Source organism: Shinella sp. SUS2 (genome assembly GCF_001262505.1).
Lineage (GTDB): Bacteria > Pseudomonadota > Alphaproteobacteria > Rhizobiales > Rhizobiaceae > Shinella.
Window position 1 is genome coordinate 106446 of sequence record NZ_KQ410733.1, and the last position, 16988, is coordinate 123433.

Here is a 16988-nt window from a genome sequence, read left to right on the forward strand (position 1 = left end):
ATCACGCCTCCCTGTGAGCAGAACAGCCCTCAAAACCCACGCCCGGTTACCAACGTGTCCGATACACCCGTCCTCCGTCTTTCCGGCATCAGCAAGCGTTTCGGTTCCCTCCGGGCCAATGACGGCATTTCCTTCGATCTGAAGCGTGGCGAGGTCATCGCGCTGCTCGGCGAGAACGGCGCCGGCAAGACGACGCTGATGAACATTCTCTTCGGCCACTATGTCGCCGATGCTGGAACCGTCGAGGCCTTTGGCGAGCCGCTGCCGCCGGGTGATCCGCGCGCTGCGCTGGATGCCGGTATCGGAATGGTGCACCAGCATTTCACCCTCGCCGACAACATGACGGTGCAGGAGAACATCGCACTTGGCACACAAAGCCTCTGGCGGGCGCGGCTCAACAGGGCGCTGGCGCGGACACGCATTGCGCAGCTCTCCGCCGATTTCGGCCTTGCCGTCGATCCTGCAGCCACCGTCTCCACGCTTTCGGTTGGCGAGCGCCAGCGTGTCGAAATCCTCAAGGCGCTCTATCGCGACGCCCGTATCCTGATCCTCGACGAGCCGACCGCCGTCTTGACCCCGGCCGAAACCGATGCGCTGTTTCGAACCTTGAAGCTGCTCGTCGCCAGGGGCTTGTCGATCATCTTCATCTCCCACAAGCTGCATGAAGTGATGGCCGTCAGCGATCGTGTGCTGGTGCTGCGCGCGGGCCAGCTTGTCGGCGAACGCGAAACGGCATCGACCGATCGCAAGGCGCTGGCGGCTCTGATGGTCGGTCAGGAGGTGAAGCCGGCGGAGGTCAGCCCGGCCAATGTCGGGGCACCGCTGCTGGCGCTCGAACGCGTCTCCACCACGCCCTACAACGGGGCTGCGCTCGACGACATATCGCTTACCCTGAGGGCCGGCGAGATCACCGGCCTTGCCGGCGTTTCCGGCAATGGCCAGGCGGCCCTTGCAGCGCTCATCGCCGGCACCCAGCGCGCGACCGGCGGCCGCATTTCCGTCGCCGGGCAGGACGTGGCCGGCTGGTCGCCGCGTGTCGCGCTCGACCATGGCGTGGCGCGTATTCCGGAAGACCGCCATGCGGTCGGCACCATCGGCGACATGAGCGTCACCGAGAATGTGATCGCCGAGCGCTACGGCAGTGCGCGCTTCAGCCGCATGGGGTTTCTCGACTGGAAGGCCGCCCGTCGCTTCGCCGAGAAGATCATCGCCGACTACGATGTGAAGTGTCCCTCGCCTGAGGCGCGCATACGCCTGTTGTCGGGTGGCAACATGCAGAAGCTCATCCTGGGTCGAGCGCTCGATCCGGAACCCGCTGTCATCCTGGCCAGCCAGCCGACGCGCGGCCTTGATGTCGGCGCCGTCGCCTATGTCCACCGCAAGCTGCTCGCGGCGCGGGAACGCGGCGCGGCCGTCCTGCTGATTTCGGAAGATCTCGAGGAAATCCTGGCCTTGTCCGATCGCATCATCGTCATGTCCAAGGGGCGCCTGTCGACACCCTCCGCCCGCGGCGAGCGCAGCATTCGTGAGCTCGGGGAGCTGATGGCCGGCCACAGCGGGGAGCGCACCGATGCGGCTTGAGCCGAAACCCGCGCCGACGCTGGCGGTCACCCTGCTGTTCCCGCTGGCGGCCATCCTCGCCACGCTGCTGTTGGTCTCTCTTCTGGTTCTGGCGGCCGGCGCGTCGCCGCTCTCGGTTTTCTACCTGGTCGCGCAGGGCGCAGCCGGCTCGCAATTCGCGCTGCTGGAAACCCTGACGCGCGCGGCGCCGCTGATCTTCACAGGCCTTGCCGTCGCCGTCGCCTTCCGCGCCAAGCTCTGGAACATCGGCGCTGAAGCGCAGCTCTATATTGGCGGTGTGGTCACCGTGGTGCTGGGAACCGGCGCCCTACCCCTGCCGTCGGTCATCCTGATTCCGGTGCTCATGGCGGCGGCGATGGCGGCCGGTGCGCTGCTGCTGCTTGGCCCGGCCGTGCTGAAGACGCGCTTCGGCGTCGACGAGGTGGTCACCACGCTGCTTTTGAACTTCATCGTCCTGCTCTTCGTGTCGATGCTGCTGGAAGGCGTACTTAAAGACCCGATGGGGCTGGGCTGGCCACAGTCCCAGAAGGTCATCGCGGAGGCGCAGCTGCCGCGCCTCATCCAGGGCAAGCGTCTGCATCTCGGCTTCGTCATCGCAATCATCGCGGCCGTCGTGGTGTGGGTCATCACGACGAAGACCAAGCTCGGCTACGAGATGCGCGCCGTCGGCCACAATCCCGAAGGCGCGCGTTTCGTCGGCATTCCGGTCAACCTTGTGCTGATGAAGACGGCCTTGCTCTCCGGCGGGCTGGCCGCACTTGCGGGCTTTTCCGAAGTGTCCGGGCTCAAGGGCAACCTGACGCTCGATCTGTCGGCAGGCTACGGCTATACCGGCATCGTCGTTGCCATGCTGGCGATGCTCAATCCGCTCGGCGTCGTCGCCTCGGCGATCTTCGTCGCCGGCATCTTCGTCGGTGCCGATGCGATGAGCCGCGCCGCCAAGGTGCCGAGCTACATCGCCGATGTCATGGTGGCCACCTCGCTGTTGACGATGGTGGTGGCGATCCTTCTGACACGGTACAGGATCAGGTGGAGGTGATGATGGACGCGCTTGAAATCCTCTTCACCGCCTCCTTCTGGGTCGCCGTCGTGCGCATCGCATCGCCGCTGATCTTCGCGACCATGGGCGAACTGATCTGCGAACGCGCCGGTGTGCTCAATCTCGGTATCGAAGGCATCATGACTGTCGGCGCTTTCGCCGGCTGGTTCACGGTCTATAGCGGCGGCGACCTGTGGGCCGGCGTGCTTGTGGCGGCCCTTGCCGGTGCGCTGTTTGGTCTGCTGCATGCCACGCTCACCGTGCCGCTCGGCCTGTCGCAGCATGTCGTCGGCATCGGCGTTACGCTGCTGGCGACCAGCCTGACCTATTTCACCTATCGCCTCGTATTGCCGGAGGTGACCTCGCCGCCGAAGATCGAGCCGTTCCAGCCGCTGGCGATCCCCGGCCTGTCGAACATCCCCGTGCTCGGCGAGGCGCTGTTCACGCAGACACCGCTGACCTATCTCGCCTTCCTCGCGGTCGTGCTCGTCACCTGGGTTGTCTATCGCACGCCTGTCGGCCTTGCCGTGCGCGCGGCTGGAGAAAACCCGTCGGCCGTGGAGGCGCAGGGTATTTCGGTCACCGGCATCCGCATGGGTGCCGTCGTCGCCGGCAGCGCGCTGATGGCGGTCGGCGGCGCCTTCCTGACCATGTCGGCGTTCAACTCGTTCTTCTTCGAGATGATCAACGGCCGTGGCTGGATCTGCATCGCGCTTGTCGTCTTCGGCTCCTGGCGGCCGGGCAAGGCGTTGGTCGGCGCCATCCTGTTTGCCGCCTTCGACGCCTATCAGATCCGCCTGCAGCAGATATCGGGCGGCATCGTGCCCTACCAGGTCTTTCTGATGATGCCCTATGCACTGTCGATCCTGGCGCTGATCCTGGTGGCGCGCCGCGCCACCTATCCCAAGGCTTTGATGATCCCATACCAGAAAGGCGAAAGATGAGCTTCGACCTGATCGTCAAGGGTGGCACGCTACCCGATGGAACCGTCGCCGATATCGGCATCAAGGGCGAGGTGATCGCCGCAATCGAGCCACGTATCGACGCCGAAGCCGGCCGTGTCGTTGATGCGTCGGGCAATCTCGTCAGCCAACCCTTTGTCGATCCACATTTCCATATGGATGCGACGCTCTCCTACGGGCTGCCGCGCATCAACGCCTCGGGCACGCTGCTCGAAGGCATTGCGCTCTGGGGGGAGCTCAAGCCGCTGCTGACCCACGAGGCCGTCAAGGAGCGTGCGCTTGCCTATTGCGACTGGGCGGTGTCCATGGGCCTGCTCGCCATCCGCACCCATGTCGATACCTGCGACGACCGTCTGCTGGCCGTGGAAGCCCTGCTCGAGGTCAAGCGTGAGATAGCGCCCTATATCGACCTCCAGCTCGTTGCCTTCCCGCAGGACGGTCTCTACCGCGCGCCCAACGCGCGTGAAAACACCATCCGCGCCCTCGACATGGGCGTCGATGTCGTCGGCGGCATCCCGCATTTCGAGCGCACCATGGCGGACGGTACGCGGTCGGTCACCGACCTCTGCGCGATCGCGGCCGAGCGCGGCCTGATGGTCGACCTGCACTGCGACGAGACCGACGATCCGCTCTCCCGCCACATCGAGCAGCTCGCCTACGAGACCCAGCGCCTCGGCCTGCAGGGCCGGGTGGCCGGCTCGCATCTCACCTCGATGCACTCGATGGACAATTACTACGTCTCGAAGCTGCTGCCGCTGATCGCCGAGGCGGGTGTGTCGGCGATTCCCAACCCGCTCATCAACATCATGTTGCAGGGCCGGCATGACACCTACCCGAAGCGTCGCGGCATGACGCGCGTGCCGGAGATGTTGAAGGCCGGCATCCGAGTCGGCTGGGGCCAGGACTGCGTGCTCGACCCCTGGTATTCGCTCGGCACTGCCGACATGCTGGATGTCGCCTTCATGGGACTGCACGTCGCCCAGATGTCGTCGCCCGTGGACATGCGCGCCTGCTTCGACATGGTGACGCGGGTCAATGCCGAGATCATGGGCCTCGATCACCTCGGCCTCGCCGTCGGCAAATCGGCAAGCCTTGTCGTGCTCGATGCGGGCAATCCCATCGAGGCAGTGCGCCTGCGTGCCGAGCGACTCTGCGTCGTCTCGAAGGGCAAGGTTGTTGCCGAGCGCGAAAAGCGCGACACCACCCTGTCCATCAAGGGGCGCCCGGCAAGCATCAACCGTCGCCACATCGTGCCGCCACAAGCGCGGTAGAAAGAGGCCTCGTCACCGGAATGGCCGGAGTGCCATCTCACAACCCAGCAAAAGCAGGCAGACAAGGAAACCCCGGCGGAAGGTTGCCGGGTGGATGTGCCGCCGGATCCCCTGTCCTATCCCCATGCCGGCCAGGGCGGGTGCGACGGCGAGGAGCGAAGGCAGCAGGCTATCGGCCGGCAGCGCGCCGTGCAGACCGAGCGCGAGGGCAAGGGCAATTGTCGAGACGGTGAAGGAAAGGCCGAGCGCCTGGACCAGCGCGTCTCTGCCGAGGCCCAGGGACTGGAGGTAAGGCACCGCCGGAATGACGAACACGCCGGTCGCGCCCGTCACGATGCCGGTCGCAAGGCCGACGAGCGGCGAGGCGACGGCCCGCCACGACCGCGGCACGTGTTTTGGCCCGGCGCAAAGGGAATAGAGGACATAGGCCACGAGGGTGAGGCCGAGCACTGCGGTGGACCGGTTGGTGTCGCCGCCGGCAAGCAGGCCGGCGCCGAGGAGCGTTCCGATGACAAGCATCGCCATCATCGGCCAAAAGGAGCGAAGGACGGCCGTGAAACCGGGGCCGGCGAGCAATTGCCAGAGATTGGTGACGAAGGACGGGACGAGCAGCAGGGCTGCGGCGCTCAACGGCGAGATGAGGGCGCCAAGCACGCCCATCGCGACGGTTGGCAGGCCCATGCCGGTGACGCCCTTGACGATGCCGGCAAGGAAGAAGGTTGCGGCGACGATGATGATTTCGGTCTTGTCCATGTGGAGAGCTAGTGCCGGGCATGCCCGGTGCGCAAGCCGGAAGGTCCAGTGCCAGCTTCCGGTTTTTCCGAAAGCACAATCCGTGTTACGCTTCGGACATGCGCTTTGACCTAGCCGATCTTCGCCTCTTCCTGGCCATCGTCGAGGCTGGCAGCATCACGCACGGCGCCCTTGCCGCAAACCTTTCGGTCGCGGCGGCAAGCGAGCGGCTGCGGGATATGGAAGCCTCGGGCAGGGTGCTGCTTCTTGAACGCGGCCGCCGCGGCGTGACGCCGACCCGTGCCGGGGAAACGCTGGCGCACCACGCCCGTCTCGTGCTGCACCAGGTCGGCACCATGCATGCGGACATGTCCGAGCATGCGCGCGGGCTGAGGGCGACGATCCGGGTTCTCGCCAACACGGCCGCGATGATGGAGTTCCTGCCAGAACGCCTCGCCCCGTGGCTTGCGGCCCATCCCCGGGTGGATATCGACCTTTCCGAACGGCCAAGTCGGGACACCGTGGTTGCGGTGGCACGGGGGCTGGCCGAGATCGGCATCGTCTCCGATGCCGTCGATGCCGGTCCGCTTTCGACATTTCCTTTCGCCGTGGACCGCCTCGTCGCGGTGCTGCCGCAGGACCACCCACTGGCAACGCACAAACAGATCGCCTTTCCGGACATGCTCGGCGAGACCCATATCGGCTTTGCCGGTGCACTGCAGGACCATATCGATCAGCAGGCCCTTCGGATCGGGCAGAAGCTCCGCATGCGCATCCGTCTGCGAACCTTCGAGGGGATCTGCCGCCTTGTGGCCGCCGGCGCCGGGGTCGGCATTCTTCCGGACGTTGCGGCCCGGCGCTACCGGCGCACCCTGCCGATCCGCTGCGTCCGGCTGAGCGCACCCTGGGCAACGCGTCGCCTGCTGTTGTGCGTTCATCAGTCCCGACCGCTCGATCCCGTCGCCCGAAAGCTGCTGGAGCATCTGGCGACCACGTAGCGCTTGCCAGCGCTTTCAGGCAGCCATCGGACAGGCAAGGGCTTCCCTGCCGTTCTCCAACAGGAAGAGCCACGGAACGCTGGACACAGGCGATGTTACGCTATAACAAAACTATGTTACGTTATTACATTAAAAGGAGACCCTATGTCCCGCTCCAGTTCCGGCGCCTTTCTCGCCACCACCATCCTTGCGACCCTCGCCCTTCCCTACGCCGCCCATGCGGATGAGGAGCAGCGCGAGACCTGGCGGCTGTTTGTCGCCGATCATACCCAGCCCGTGGTTCGCGCCATCGATCTGGGCTCCGACAAGGAAATCGGCCGCTTTGACCTCAAGGGTTATGCGGCGCTTTCGCTAAGTGCGACAGGGCGCACCGTCTTTGCCGTACAGGGCGATCAGAACATGGTTCAGGTTATCGACACCGGCATTGCGCTTTCTGACCATGGCGAACACCGGGACATCGAGATCAAGGAGCCCAAACTCCTTTCGACGACGATCAGCGGCGAGAAGCCCGGCCATGTGGTGGCGCATGGCGACGATCTCGCGATCTTCTACGACCGCGGCGGCAAGTTCGATTTCGTCAGGGAAAGTGCGCTGCTGGAGGGCAAGGCGGACCTGAAGCCCTACGACACGACAGCAGCGCACCATGGTGTTGCGGTGCCGATGGGCAATCATCTGCTCGTTTCCGTGCCGAACATGGAAGCGTCGGTGAAGGAGGGGGAGTTGCCGCCCCGCCTTGGCCTTCGCGTGCTGGACGGGGATGGCAAGCAGGTGGGCGACGTCGCGACCTGCACGGGATTGCACGGTGAGGCGACCTCGGCACGCCTGGTGGCTTTCGGCTGCGCGGAAGGTGTGCTCGTTGCCCGCCCGGGTGGCATGGATGGCCCGAAACTCGATATGCTCGCCTATGGCGACACGCTGCCGGACGGCAAGGTCTCGACCCTGCTCGGCGGCACGTCCATGCAGTTCTTCCTCGGCAACTACGGCGACGACAAGGTTGTCCTCATCGACGCCGATGCCAAGCAGCCCTACCGTCTTGTCGAGCTGCCGCTTCGGCGGGTCGATTTCACCCTTGATCCGGCCAAGCCGCGGAACGGCTACATCCTGACCGAGGACGGCAGGCTCCACCTTCTCGACGTCGTGGATGGTGTGATCACCAAGTCCGAAACCGTCACCGAGCCCTACAGCAAGGATGGGCATTGGCGTGATCCGCGACCGCGTCTTGCGGTCGCCGGGGACCACATTGCCATCACTGATCCACGCAAGAGCCTTGTGCGGCTTGTCGATTCCGAAACGCTGAAGGAGACCCGCACCATTGCCGTCGAAGGACAACCCTTCGCGATCGTCGCTGCCGGGGGATCCGGCGCGAGCCACTAAGGCCCGTTGTCAAAGGCGTGCCGGTTTGACGCCGGCACGCTCCGACCCCTTGAACTTTTCGTGAAGTCCGGAAGCGCCGGCAGGGTCCGTTCGTATACCGCGCACATGGAGCCTTGTGCCGGGCAGGTTTGAAGCCTTCCGGCCGATGGCGACATGACGGGCAGGCATCATTCTGTCCGCCAAGCACAGATGCGCATCGAAAGGATCACATAATGGACCGCAACGACCAGCAGGCTATCGAAGGCCTGTTCAGCAAACTCGCCGCTGTCGAACGCCAGGCCGGCCCCCGCGACGCCGACGCCGATCGCTTCATTCAGGACAGGGTGGGCCAGCAGCCCGGCGCGCCCTACTTCATGGCCCAGACGATCGTCGTGCAGGAGCAGGCGCTGGAAGCCGCACAGCGGCGGATCGAGGAGCTTGAATATCAGGCTGTCAACAGCCCGGCGCAGCGCGGTGGACTCCTGTCCGGCCTTTTCGGCGGAAATGCGCGGCCGCAGCCGGCCGCCATGCGCCCTGCCGCGCCGCAGCAATCGCCCTGGGGTCAGAATGCCGGTGCAATGCCGATGCAGGGCCGTGCCGGCGGCGGTTTTCTTGCCGGCGCCGCGCAGACGGCCATGGGCGTCGCCGGCGGCGTCCTGCTCGGCAATGCCATCATGGGCATGTTCGGTGGCGATGAGGCACAGGCAGCCCAACCCGCTGCCGCGGAGGAGCCCGCCGAGGATGAGGATGGCGGCGACTTCGAAATGTGAGGTCGAACGCCCCAGCCGGACAGGGGGAACCCATGATGGCCGGGGCCGATACTGCGGAGGATCGAAGGGCACCTTTGGTACAGTCTGGAACCCTAGCGCCGCCTGTAAACAGGCGGCGTTCTTTCTGCGTCCATGTATCCCTGTACCGCAAATGTCCCTGCCGGATTTTACTGCTGCACCGTTGCCCGCCTGCTATGGCGAAACGGCATGCCCTGCCCTACCTTCCGTTCGGATCGTCAGGTGGGGCGGCTGGTGATCCGCGTGACTTGCCGTAAACGGAGGTGTCGGCATGAAAGCTCTCGTCGGTGCGATCGCCATCTGTATCGCTCTTTCGCCAACGGTCGTGCAGGCGCAACAGAACGCCGGTGCGACGGCCTCCGGCCAGTCGCTGGAGGACCTCGACCGCTCCATTCGTCTCGACCCAAAGAACGCCGTTGCCTTCAATGAGCGCGGCCAGCTGCATCTCAGGATGGGCCAGCCCGATCGGGCGGTCGCCGATTTTGACGCCGTCGTGTCGTTGCTCCCCGCCAGCGAGACTGCGCGTCACAATCGCGGCATGGCCTATCTGTTTCTCGGTGACTTTCCGAAGGCGATCGCCGATTTCGATGAAGCGTTGCGGATCGACCCCAACCGGGCGGACACTTACCAGAACCGCGGCGCCGCCCATGTGCGGACCGGCGCGCTCGACAAGGCTATTGCCGATTTCAACGAGGCGATCCTGCGCAAGCCGACGGCCAATTCCTACAATTCGCGTGGTTCCGCCCATGCGATGAAGGGCGATTTTGCGCGCGCCATCGCCGATTACGACCGGGCACTGCTGATCGAGCCGAAGCGGGCAGAGAGTTTCCAGAGCCGTGGCTCTACCCGTATCGAGATGGGGGAGATCGATGCCGGCATTGCGGATCTCGGCGAGGCCATCCGTTTCGATGACAAGCAGCCGGCCTATTACGACATGCGCGGGGTCGCCTATCTGCGGAAGCGGGATTACGCATCGGCGCTCGCCGATTTCAAGCGCGCCTTCGAACTCGATCCAACTCGTATCGATTCCCTGCGCAATCTCGGTGTCGCCCAGGCGGAGACCGGCGAGGCCAAGCTGGCCGTGGCGAGTTTCGACAAAGTACTGGCGATCAATCCGAAGGACGACAAGGCACTCTCGGCACGCGGCTTCGTCCTCCATCGCCTCGGCGAATTCGAACGGGCCTATGCGGATCTCGACGCGGCCCTTTCCCTCAATCCTGACAATGCCGACGCCTACAACAACCGCGCGGAGGCTTATCGCCGTGACGGCAAGCTGAAGGAAGCCTTTGCCGACCTCGAGTCGGCGCTGAAACTGGACCCGAAGCATAGAAACGCCCGGCACAATCGCGGCATCGTGCTTTTCGATCTTGGCCGATATGACGAGGCGATCACCGACTTCGACACGGCTATCACGATGAAACAGGCGGACGAGGAGACCTATTACGGCCGCGCCGCAATCTTCGTGAAGAAGAACGATCTCGCCCAGGCGCTATCGGATCTGGAGCAGGCGCTTCGCATCAATCCGGCATTCTACAAGGCCATCGACCTGCGCACCGAAATCAAGGGTCAGGTCAAGTGAGTCCCATCGCAAGGCATGGTCGCCGTCACCCTAAAGGACGAAATCGACCAGCATTTTGACGTTCAACCCGGCGATGACAACCGCGATCAGGAGCGCGAGCGCCGTCAACCAGCGTGGTGCGACGAGCGCTCCCATTTTCCGGCGATCGGCGGTGAACATCACGAGCGGAAACACGGCGAAGGAAAGCTGGAGGCTGAGGACGACCTGCGTGAGGATGAGAAGCTGCGCCGTCCCGCTGTCGCCATAGGCGATGGTCACGCCGGCGGCCGGAATGATGGCAATCCCCCGCGTGATCAACCGTCGTAACCAGGGGGCCAGGCGCATGCGCAGGAACCCTTCCATGACCACCTGCCCCGCCAGTGTCGCGGTCACCGTCGAGTTGATGCCGCAGCACAGAAGTGCCACGCCGAAGAGCGTGGGGGCGAGGGCGATGCCGAGAAGCGGTGCCAGAAGATTGTGCGCCTCGCCGAGTTCGGCGATGTCCGTCCGGCCTGTCGCGTGAAAGGCTGCGGCGGCAAGGATCAGGATGGAGGCATTCACCAGGAGCGCGAACATCAGCGCCACGGTGGAATCGATCGTCGCGAACTTCAGCGCCTCGCGCCGTTCGGCAAGCGTCTCGCCATAGGCGCGCGTCTGGACGATCCCGGAATGCAGATAGAGATTGTGCGGCATGACGGTCGCTCCCAGAATGCCCAGCGCGAGGTAGAGCATGTCGGGATTGGTGACGATCTCGGTCGTCGGCGCGAAGCCGCGGATGACCTCGCCCCAGTCGGGATCCGCAAGGCCGATCTGGATGGCGAAGCAGACGGCGATGACGCCGAGCAGGACGATGACGAAGGCTTCGAGCCAGCGGAAGCCGAGGCGCTGCAGGTAGAGGATCAGGAACACGTCCAGCGCGGTGATGACGACGCCGAGTTCCAGCGGGATGCCGAAGATCAGGTTGAGGCCGATCGCCGTGCCGATGACCTCGGCAATATCGGTGGCGATGATGGCGATTTCCGCCAGAAGCCAGAGGCCGATCGCCACGGGGCGGGAAAAGGCGTCGCGGCATGCCTGCGCCAGGTCGCGTCCCGAGGCGATCGCCAGTCGCGCGCACAGCGATTGCAGTACGATCGCCATGATGTTGGACACAAGGGCCACGACAAGCAGCGTGTAGCCGAAGCGCGATCCGCCGGCGAGCGAGGTCGCCCAGTTGCCCGGGTCCATGTAGCCGACGGCGACGAGATATCCTGGTCCGAAAAACGCAAGCGCACGCCGGAGCGTCGATGCATCCTTTCTGACCGGGATAGAGCGATGAACGTCGGACAGGGAGACCTCCCCGCCCGCATGCAGCCAACCTTCCCGACGCGTATCCATGATCCGATCCAATAGTTGCGAATGCTATTGCAAATCATTCGCATAAATGAGGTGGGCTCGCAAGGGTATGCGCTCTGCCCTATCGCCGGGCTTCAGCGCACGACGATGCGCGCCTTCGAGGGCACCCGGGTATAGAGGTCGATGACATCCTGATTGATCAGCCGTACGCAGCCGGAGGAGACGGACTTACCGATGGAGCTCCACTCGCGGGTGCCGTGCAGGCGGTAGAGCGTGTCTTCGCCATTCTGGAAGATGTAGAGGGCGCGGGCGCCGAGCGCGTTGTTCGGTCCGGGCGGCTGTCCGCCGTTTTCGACGGAGAATTTTGCCAGCTCGGGCTGGCGCGCGATCATTTCGGCCGGCGGCTTCCAGTGCGGCCATTTCTGGCGCCACTGGACGACCCCTTCGCCTTCCCAGGCAAAGCCGGCCCGGCCGAGCCCCACCCCGTATCGCATGGCCGTGCCGCCGGGCTCCACGACATAGAGAAACTTCGAGCCGGTATCGACCACGACGGTGCCTGCCGGCTCGCCCGTCATGTTCATTACCCGCTGGCGATAAAATTTCGGGTCGATCTGTTGATAGGGAACGGCGGGCAACGTGTAACCGCCATCCTCCAGGCCGGCATAGCGTGTCGCCAGTTCCTCTTCGCTCGGCAGCCCCATGGGGCGCCGGGCGGTGCTGGGCGTGATGCTCGTGATGCCGGCGGGAGAAAGGGTGGAACAGGCCGTGAGGGTCGATGACAGCATACCCAGGAGGAGAACCCGTCTGGATAGCGTGGAAGCCCGATCTTTCATGTCTTTCCGTTCCGTTGACGTTTGCATCATGGTTTCGCAGCGCCTGTCGGCGTTGACATCTCGATTTCACCGCGGATATGGAGCGCGCTGTAAGCCGTCACGACCAGGACAAAACTGGACAGGATGAGCAGCATGATCCGGTTCCGGCGCCGAACCCTATGCTGGCGCGCAGCATCGGTCGTCCGGTTCGCCGCCTCAGTTGGCACCATGGTCGTGCCCATCGTCGGATGCTTCGGGCATGGCGACGTCGGGAACGAGCTTCTCGATGCGCGCGCTGGCCTTCAGGTCGGCGATGATCTTGCCCACGGCCTGAGCCTCTATGCCGCGCCGCAGCTCCGCCGACACGGTTTCGAAAGCAGGCGGTTCGCGCTTGCGCCGCTCTTCCAGCTTCAGGACGTGAAAGCCGAAGGGCGTTGCGATGGGTTTTGCGGACGTCTCGCCGGCCTTCATCGCCGCAATGGCGGTCCCCAGTTCCGGCGGAAGCTGCTCGGCCGTCAGAAAACCGAGGTCCCCGCCCTTGCTTTTGGATGCGTCGTCCAGCGAGGCGCGTCCTGCCACCTCTTCGAACGGCGTTCCCCCGGCAATCTCCCGGATTGCCGTGTCCGCGCTGGCCTGATCCTTGGTCAGGATGTGCCGCACGCGCACCTCCTCGACCACCGGCAGCGCGGCGACACGCTCGTCATAGGCCTTGCGCACCGCGTCTTCCGTCACGGCGGCCGCGGCGGCCTTGGTCAGATAGGCCTGCCTCAAGGCCTGCTGGCGGAGAAACGCCATCTGGCGCTTGAACGTCTCGTCGTTCTCCATGCCCTCGCGCAGCGCGGCATCCGAAACCACCTTGAGGTCGATCAGCGCATCGACGACAGCCGATTTCCTGGCCTCCGGTGTCGCCTCGGGGTTGGGATCGCCGAGGAACGAGGTTGCGAACGCGACATCGGATTCCAGAATTTCCGTATCCCCGACGCGGGCCGCAACCTGGTCCGCCCGTTCCTCGGCGAAGGCTGGGGCAGCAGCCAGAATGAGCCCTGCGAGAAGGGCATTCCTGATATGTCTGATGGTCATTTGCCTGCTCCCGCAACGAGGGGCTCGATGATGGAGCGCATCTGCTCGATCGGCATGACGCCGGTAAATTTCTGGCCATTTATGAAGAAGGTCGGTGTCGAATCCACGCCGAGTTCCTGGCCCCGCGCGGCAACGGCGTTCACCTTGTCGAGCAGCGCCTGGTCGCCAAGACAGGCCTCAAGGTCGGTTTCCTTCAGGCCCGTCATCGAAAGCACCGAGAGGAGGCCTGCTTTCCCGTCCTCCGCCCGCGCCCAGCGCGGTTGGTTGCGGAAGAGCAGATCGACCGTCGGATACCATTTGTCGTCGCCCACGCAGCGGGCGAGCATGAAGGCGGCGGTCGATCGCGGGTCGAAGGGGAACTCGCGCAGGATGAACCGGACCTTGCCGGTATCGACGAACTCCGCCTTGAAGGCGGGCCAGACTGTGAGATGGAAGTTGGCGCAGTGACCGCAGGTCATCGAGGCATATTCAATGACGGTGACGGGCGCATCGTCGCGCCCGAGGATCCGCTCCGGCAAGGGGCCGGGCTGCATGAGGTCGGGTACCGCCGCCGTGCCGGTGCCCTGTGCCATCACGCGGCTTGCCGCCAGCAAGCCCAGTCCTGCTACGGTCGATCCCAGAAATTGCCGTCTGTCCATGTTGCCTCCAAATCAAGGGAGCCGGATCATAAAACCTCTAGCTGCTTGAGCTGCAAGTGCGCGAAAGCGCGCATTTTCGAGAATCCTGCAAAGGCTGGAAACTGCATGGAAATTGCCCCTGCTAACGGCTTGTTAAGCACAATGCCGCGACATTATCCTTCGAGGTCGGAGCTATTCGGGCGTTACGGGCATGCCGCACCGCGCAGTTATGAGATTGATCGTCATCTTGCTGATGTCGCTGGTCGTCGGCATCAGCACAACCGCGTCGGCCGCCGTCCGCAGCCATCCGTCGTTCGAGCCGCTGCAACTTGCGGTGAGCCTGACGACGGTAGATCTCGAGGACGACCTGCCCGATCACCCGACCCCGGCGGACAGCTGTCATGAAGCCTGCAGCTGGCTCGTCGAATGGCACTGGCCAGGAACCGCTCCCGTCTATCGCCTCCGGCCCGATCGGGCTTCCGACCCGCGGGTGCCGGGTCCCGTCCTGCTGATCCTGCCTCCTCCCCGCGTGGCTTGATACAACAGCGCCTTGCCGGCCGATTGCGGACGACGTGCTTTCCGGAGCCGGCCGCATGGTGACCGGTGGGCCTGTCCCGCTTCACCGTATTTCCCCTTTTGATCGCGGGCGACAGATGGCCGCCAGAGGCGCCCTGCCCGCAGCAAGGATGATTTCCATGAGACGTCTCTTCCCCTCCGACATCGATCCCTTAGCGGTGCGCCTTGACCGGCGAAGCTTCAGCCTTGCCGCCCTCGCGCTGCTTGCCTCGCCAACGCTTGCCCTTGCCGAGGGAAAGAAGCGTGCGATCGAGATCGACGCGCGGTTCCTGCCGCAGCTGGTGAGCTCCCCCTATCCGGAAGACGCCGGTACCATCGTGGTGGTGCCGCAGGACCGCTACCTTTACCTCATAGAAGACGGTGGCTTTGCACGCCGCTATGGGGTCGGCGTCGGCCGCGCCGGGCTGGCCTTTTCCGGTTCGGCGACTGTCGGCCGCAAGGCAAAGTGGCCAAGCTGGCGCCCGACCGACAACATGATCCGGCGCAACCCGAAGAAATATGCCCGCTATGCCGGGGGCGTGCCGGGCGGACCGAAGAACCCGCTGGGCTCCAGGGCCCTCTACCTGTTTCGCGACGGGCGCGATACGCTCTACCGGATCCATGGCACCACCGAGCCCTGGACCATCGGCAAGGCCGTTTCGAATGGCTGCATCCGGATGGTCAACGACCACGTCGAAGACCTTTACGAGCGGGTTCCCGTGGGAGCCCGGGTCGTGGTGATTGCTTAGGGGCGACAGGTGCTGCCTGGCCGCGGAACCTCTTCGGCCAAGGGCGGCGCCCCCGCGTTGCCGGCGCCATTGCGCGCGCCGGCGGCCTCCGCTCGGGCCCAGTCCGGGGCTGCGTAGCAGGAGTCACGGGGCAGGGTTGGGGCATGGGCTACTGCCATCAACGGGTTCTTAACCCTTCATTGACCATAATTCCTGTCGGTGCCTGAGCGCCGTCATCCACTTTCGATGACTGTATCTCGTTTGATTGGAACGTGTCGTGTTCGAGTATTTGTTGCCCGCGTCCTGGGCGAACGCCTTGCATGCCGTCGCAAGGAATGGTTTTGGCAAGGCCACGCGCCGGGCTGTACAGGCAGGTGCGATCGCCGCCGCCACGGCTTTGACCGCTGCTCCCTCCGCCGCCTTTGCAGAAGTCCGCTCGCTCAAGCTGTTCTTCACCCATACCGGCGAGCGTGCGACGATCACCTACAAGCGCAATGGCAAGTACGACCCGAAGGGGCTCGCACAGGTCAACCGCCTTTTGCGCGACTGGCGCCGGAACGAACCGGCCCGCATGGATCCGCGCCTGCTGGATCTGGTCTGGGAAGTCTATCAGCGCACCGGCGCGAAGGATTACGTCAACATCGTCTCGGCCTATCGTTCGCCGGCCACCAACAACATGCTGCGCGGCCGCTCGCGCAATACGGGCGTCGCAAAGAACAGCCAGCACACGCTCGGCAAGGCGATGGATTTCTACATTCCCGGCGTCAAGCTTGCGCGGCTGCGGGAGGTCGCCATGCAGCTGCAGATCGGTGGCGTCGGCTACTACCCGACCTCCGGCTCGCCCTTCGTGCATCTCGATGTCGGCCGTGTCCGGGCCTGGCCGCGGATGTCGCGCCAGGAGCTGGCGCGCATTTTCCCGAACGGCAAGACGCTGCATCTGCCTGCCGACGGCCGAGCTCTGCCAGGTTATGACCTGGCGATGGCGGACTACAAGCGGCGGGTCAAGGCGACATCCGTCATCGCCGCCAGCACCGCCGGAAAATCGAAATTCAAGGGCGAGGCCGCGGCGTCCGAAAACACGCTGCTCACCGCCATGCTGCCGACCCGCAAAGGCCGGGCGGAAGAGGCACTCGAGCTGCAGACCACGCGCCAGATGGTTGCCGAGGAACCGCCGTTCTTCGACCTTGCGACGATTACCGCTCCGCTCCCGACGTTCCGGGCTGCAGCCGTCGAGCGCGCGCTGCCTGTGAACACCGCTGCGTTCGTTCCCTCTGCATCCTTCAGGGTGGCGCAGGGCACGGGTCTCCTGCGGCAGCCGACTGCCGCCGAGTCCAGCCTCACGGGTTCAGGCCCTTCCGGCACGCAGGCGGAATGGGCTGTTTCCGAAGCGGCGCTCTTCGACTGGGCGCTGGCGCCAGCCAAGGAACTGGAGCAGCTGCGCCTTCCGTCCAGCCTGCGGCGGATCGTGGCAAGCGCTGAGGACATCCGGCAGCCGCTGGGGCGACAGGCCCAGCCCGCCGACCAGCAGACGACGTTCGACGAGAACCGATTCGGATGGGACGGCTGATGGCGTGACCCG

General features: G+C 64.7%; 16 protein-coding genes. 11 read left to right on the plus strand and 5 right to left on the minus strand.

Annotated elements, in window-relative coordinates; all coding sequences use genetic code 11:
• Nucleotides 1-54 precede the first annotated feature (54 nt).
• Genes AKG11_RS19105 through AKG11_RS19120 form a run of 4 tightly spaced genes read left to right on the plus strand, consistent with a single transcriptional unit; the run spans nucleotide 55 to nucleotide 4853 of the window.
• Entirely contained in the window at nucleotides 55-1581 is a 1527-nt protein-coding gene (locus AKG11_RS19105; protein WP_050745067.1) for an ABC transporter ATP-binding protein, read from the plus strand.
• On the plus strand, nucleotides 1571-2620 hold the full coding sequence (locus AKG11_RS19110; protein WP_050745068.1) for an ABC transporter permease: 1050 nt from the start codon (nucleotides 1571-1573) through the stop codon (nucleotides 2618-2620). Before AKG11_RS19105 ends, AKG11_RS19110 begins: the two co-directional genes overlap by 11 nt.
• Nucleotides 2621-2622: 2 nt before the next feature.
• Entirely contained in the window at nucleotides 2623-3564 is a 942-nt protein-coding gene (locus AKG11_RS19115) for an ABC transporter permease (RefSeq protein WP_050745069.1), read from the plus strand.
• Nucleotides 3561-4853: an amidohydrolase family protein gene (locus AKG11_RS19120; RefSeq protein WP_050745070.1), complete on the plus strand. Its 1293-nt coding sequence runs from the start codon at nucleotides 3561-3563 to the stop codon at nucleotides 4851-4853. Before AKG11_RS19115 ends, AKG11_RS19120 begins: the two co-directional genes overlap by 4 nt.
• Before the next feature lie 12 nt (nucleotides 4854-4865).
• Here AKG11_RS19120 and AKG11_RS19125 read toward each other — a convergent pair whose 3' ends face one another.
• On the minus strand, nucleotides 4866-5606 hold the full coding sequence (locus tag AKG11_RS19125) for a sulfite exporter TauE/SafE family protein (RefSeq protein WP_050745071.1): 741 nt from the start codon (nucleotides 5604-5606) through the stop codon (nucleotides 4866-4868).
• A gap of 98 nt (nucleotides 5607-5704) precedes the next feature.
• On the opposite strand from AKG11_RS19125, the gene AKG11_RS19130 reads away from it, so the two are divergent.
• From AKG11_RS19130 to AKG11_RS19145, 4 genes are all read left to right on the plus strand, one after another.
• Nucleotides 5705-6583, plus strand: a complete 879-nt coding sequence (locus AKG11_RS19130) for a LysR family transcriptional regulator (protein ID WP_050745072.1) — start codon at nucleotides 5705-5707, stop codon at nucleotides 6581-6583.
• A 144-nt stretch (nucleotides 6584-6727) separates the two neighbouring features.
• Nucleotides 6728-7957, plus strand: coding sequence for a zinc metallochaperone AztD (gene aztD, locus AKG11_RS19135; RefSeq protein ID WP_050745073.1), 1230 nt, complete (start codon nucleotides 6728-6730; stop codon nucleotides 7955-7957).
• A gap of 212 nt (nucleotides 7958-8169) precedes the next feature.
• On the plus strand, nucleotides 8170-8706 hold the full coding sequence (locus AKG11_RS19140) for a DUF2076 domain-containing protein (RefSeq protein ID WP_050745074.1): 537 nt from the start codon (nucleotides 8170-8172) through the stop codon (nucleotides 8704-8706).
• A 289-nt stretch (nucleotides 8707-8995) separates the two neighbouring features.
• Nucleotides 8996-10303: a tetratricopeptide repeat protein gene (locus AKG11_RS19145; RefSeq protein WP_050745075.1), complete on the plus strand. Its 1308-nt coding sequence runs from the start codon at nucleotides 8996-8998 to the stop codon at nucleotides 10301-10303.
• A gap of 30 nt (nucleotides 10304-10333) precedes the next feature.
• On the opposite strand, the gene AKG11_RS19150 is transcribed toward AKG11_RS19145, so the two are convergent.
• The 4 genes from AKG11_RS19150 to AKG11_RS19165 form a co-directional block, all read right to left on the minus strand.
• The gene (locus tag AKG11_RS19150; protein WP_023514029.1) at nucleotides 10334-11659 is read right to left on the minus strand and encodes an Nramp family divalent metal transporter; all 1326 of its coding nucleotides are present in this window, start codon (nucleotides 11657-11659) and stop codon (nucleotides 10334-10336) included.
• Nucleotides 11660-11751: 92 nt separating this feature from the next.
• The gene (locus AKG11_RS19155) at nucleotides 11752-12450 is read right to left on the minus strand and encodes a L,D-transpeptidase (RefSeq protein ID WP_050745076.1); all 699 of its coding nucleotides are present in this window, start codon (nucleotides 12448-12450) and stop codon (nucleotides 11752-11754) included.
• Nucleotides 12451-12645: 195 nt separating this feature from the next.
• A complete protein-coding gene (locus AKG11_RS19160; protein ID WP_050745077.1) occupies nucleotides 12646-13509 on the minus strand; it encodes a peptidyl-prolyl cis-trans isomerase in 864 nt (287 codons plus the stop codon).
• The gene (locus AKG11_RS19165; protein WP_050745078.1) at nucleotides 13506-14147 is read right to left on the minus strand and encodes a DsbA family protein; all 642 of its coding nucleotides are present in this window, start codon (nucleotides 14145-14147) and stop codon (nucleotides 13506-13508) included. The genes AKG11_RS19160 and AKG11_RS19165 overlap by 4 nt, the downstream gene beginning before the upstream one ends.
• 214 nt (nucleotides 14148-14361) lie before the next feature.
• Here AKG11_RS19165 and AKG11_RS19170 point away from each other — a divergent pair, with 214 nt between their 5' ends.
• The 3 genes from AKG11_RS19170 (at nucleotide 14362) to AKG11_RS19180 (ending at nucleotide 16976) form a co-directional block, all read left to right on the plus strand.
• Nucleotides 14362-14664 carry a hypothetical protein gene (locus AKG11_RS19170; protein WP_156334111.1) on the plus strand — a complete coding sequence of 101 codons (303 nt, stop codon included), beginning with the start codon at nucleotides 14362-14364 and terminating at the stop codon, nucleotides 14662-14664.
• A 157-nt stretch (nucleotides 14665-14821) separates the two neighbouring features.
• Entirely contained in the window at nucleotides 14822-15430 is a 609-nt protein-coding gene (locus AKG11_RS19175; protein WP_082342533.1) for a L,D-transpeptidase, read from the plus strand.
• A gap of 256 nt (nucleotides 15431-15686) precedes the next feature.
• A complete protein-coding gene (locus tag AKG11_RS19180) occupies nucleotides 15687-16976 on the plus strand; it encodes a peptidoglycan L,D-endopeptidase MepK (RefSeq protein WP_050745080.1) in 1290 nt (429 codons plus the stop codon).
• The last annotated feature ends 12 nt before the right edge of the window (nucleotides 16977-16988 follow it).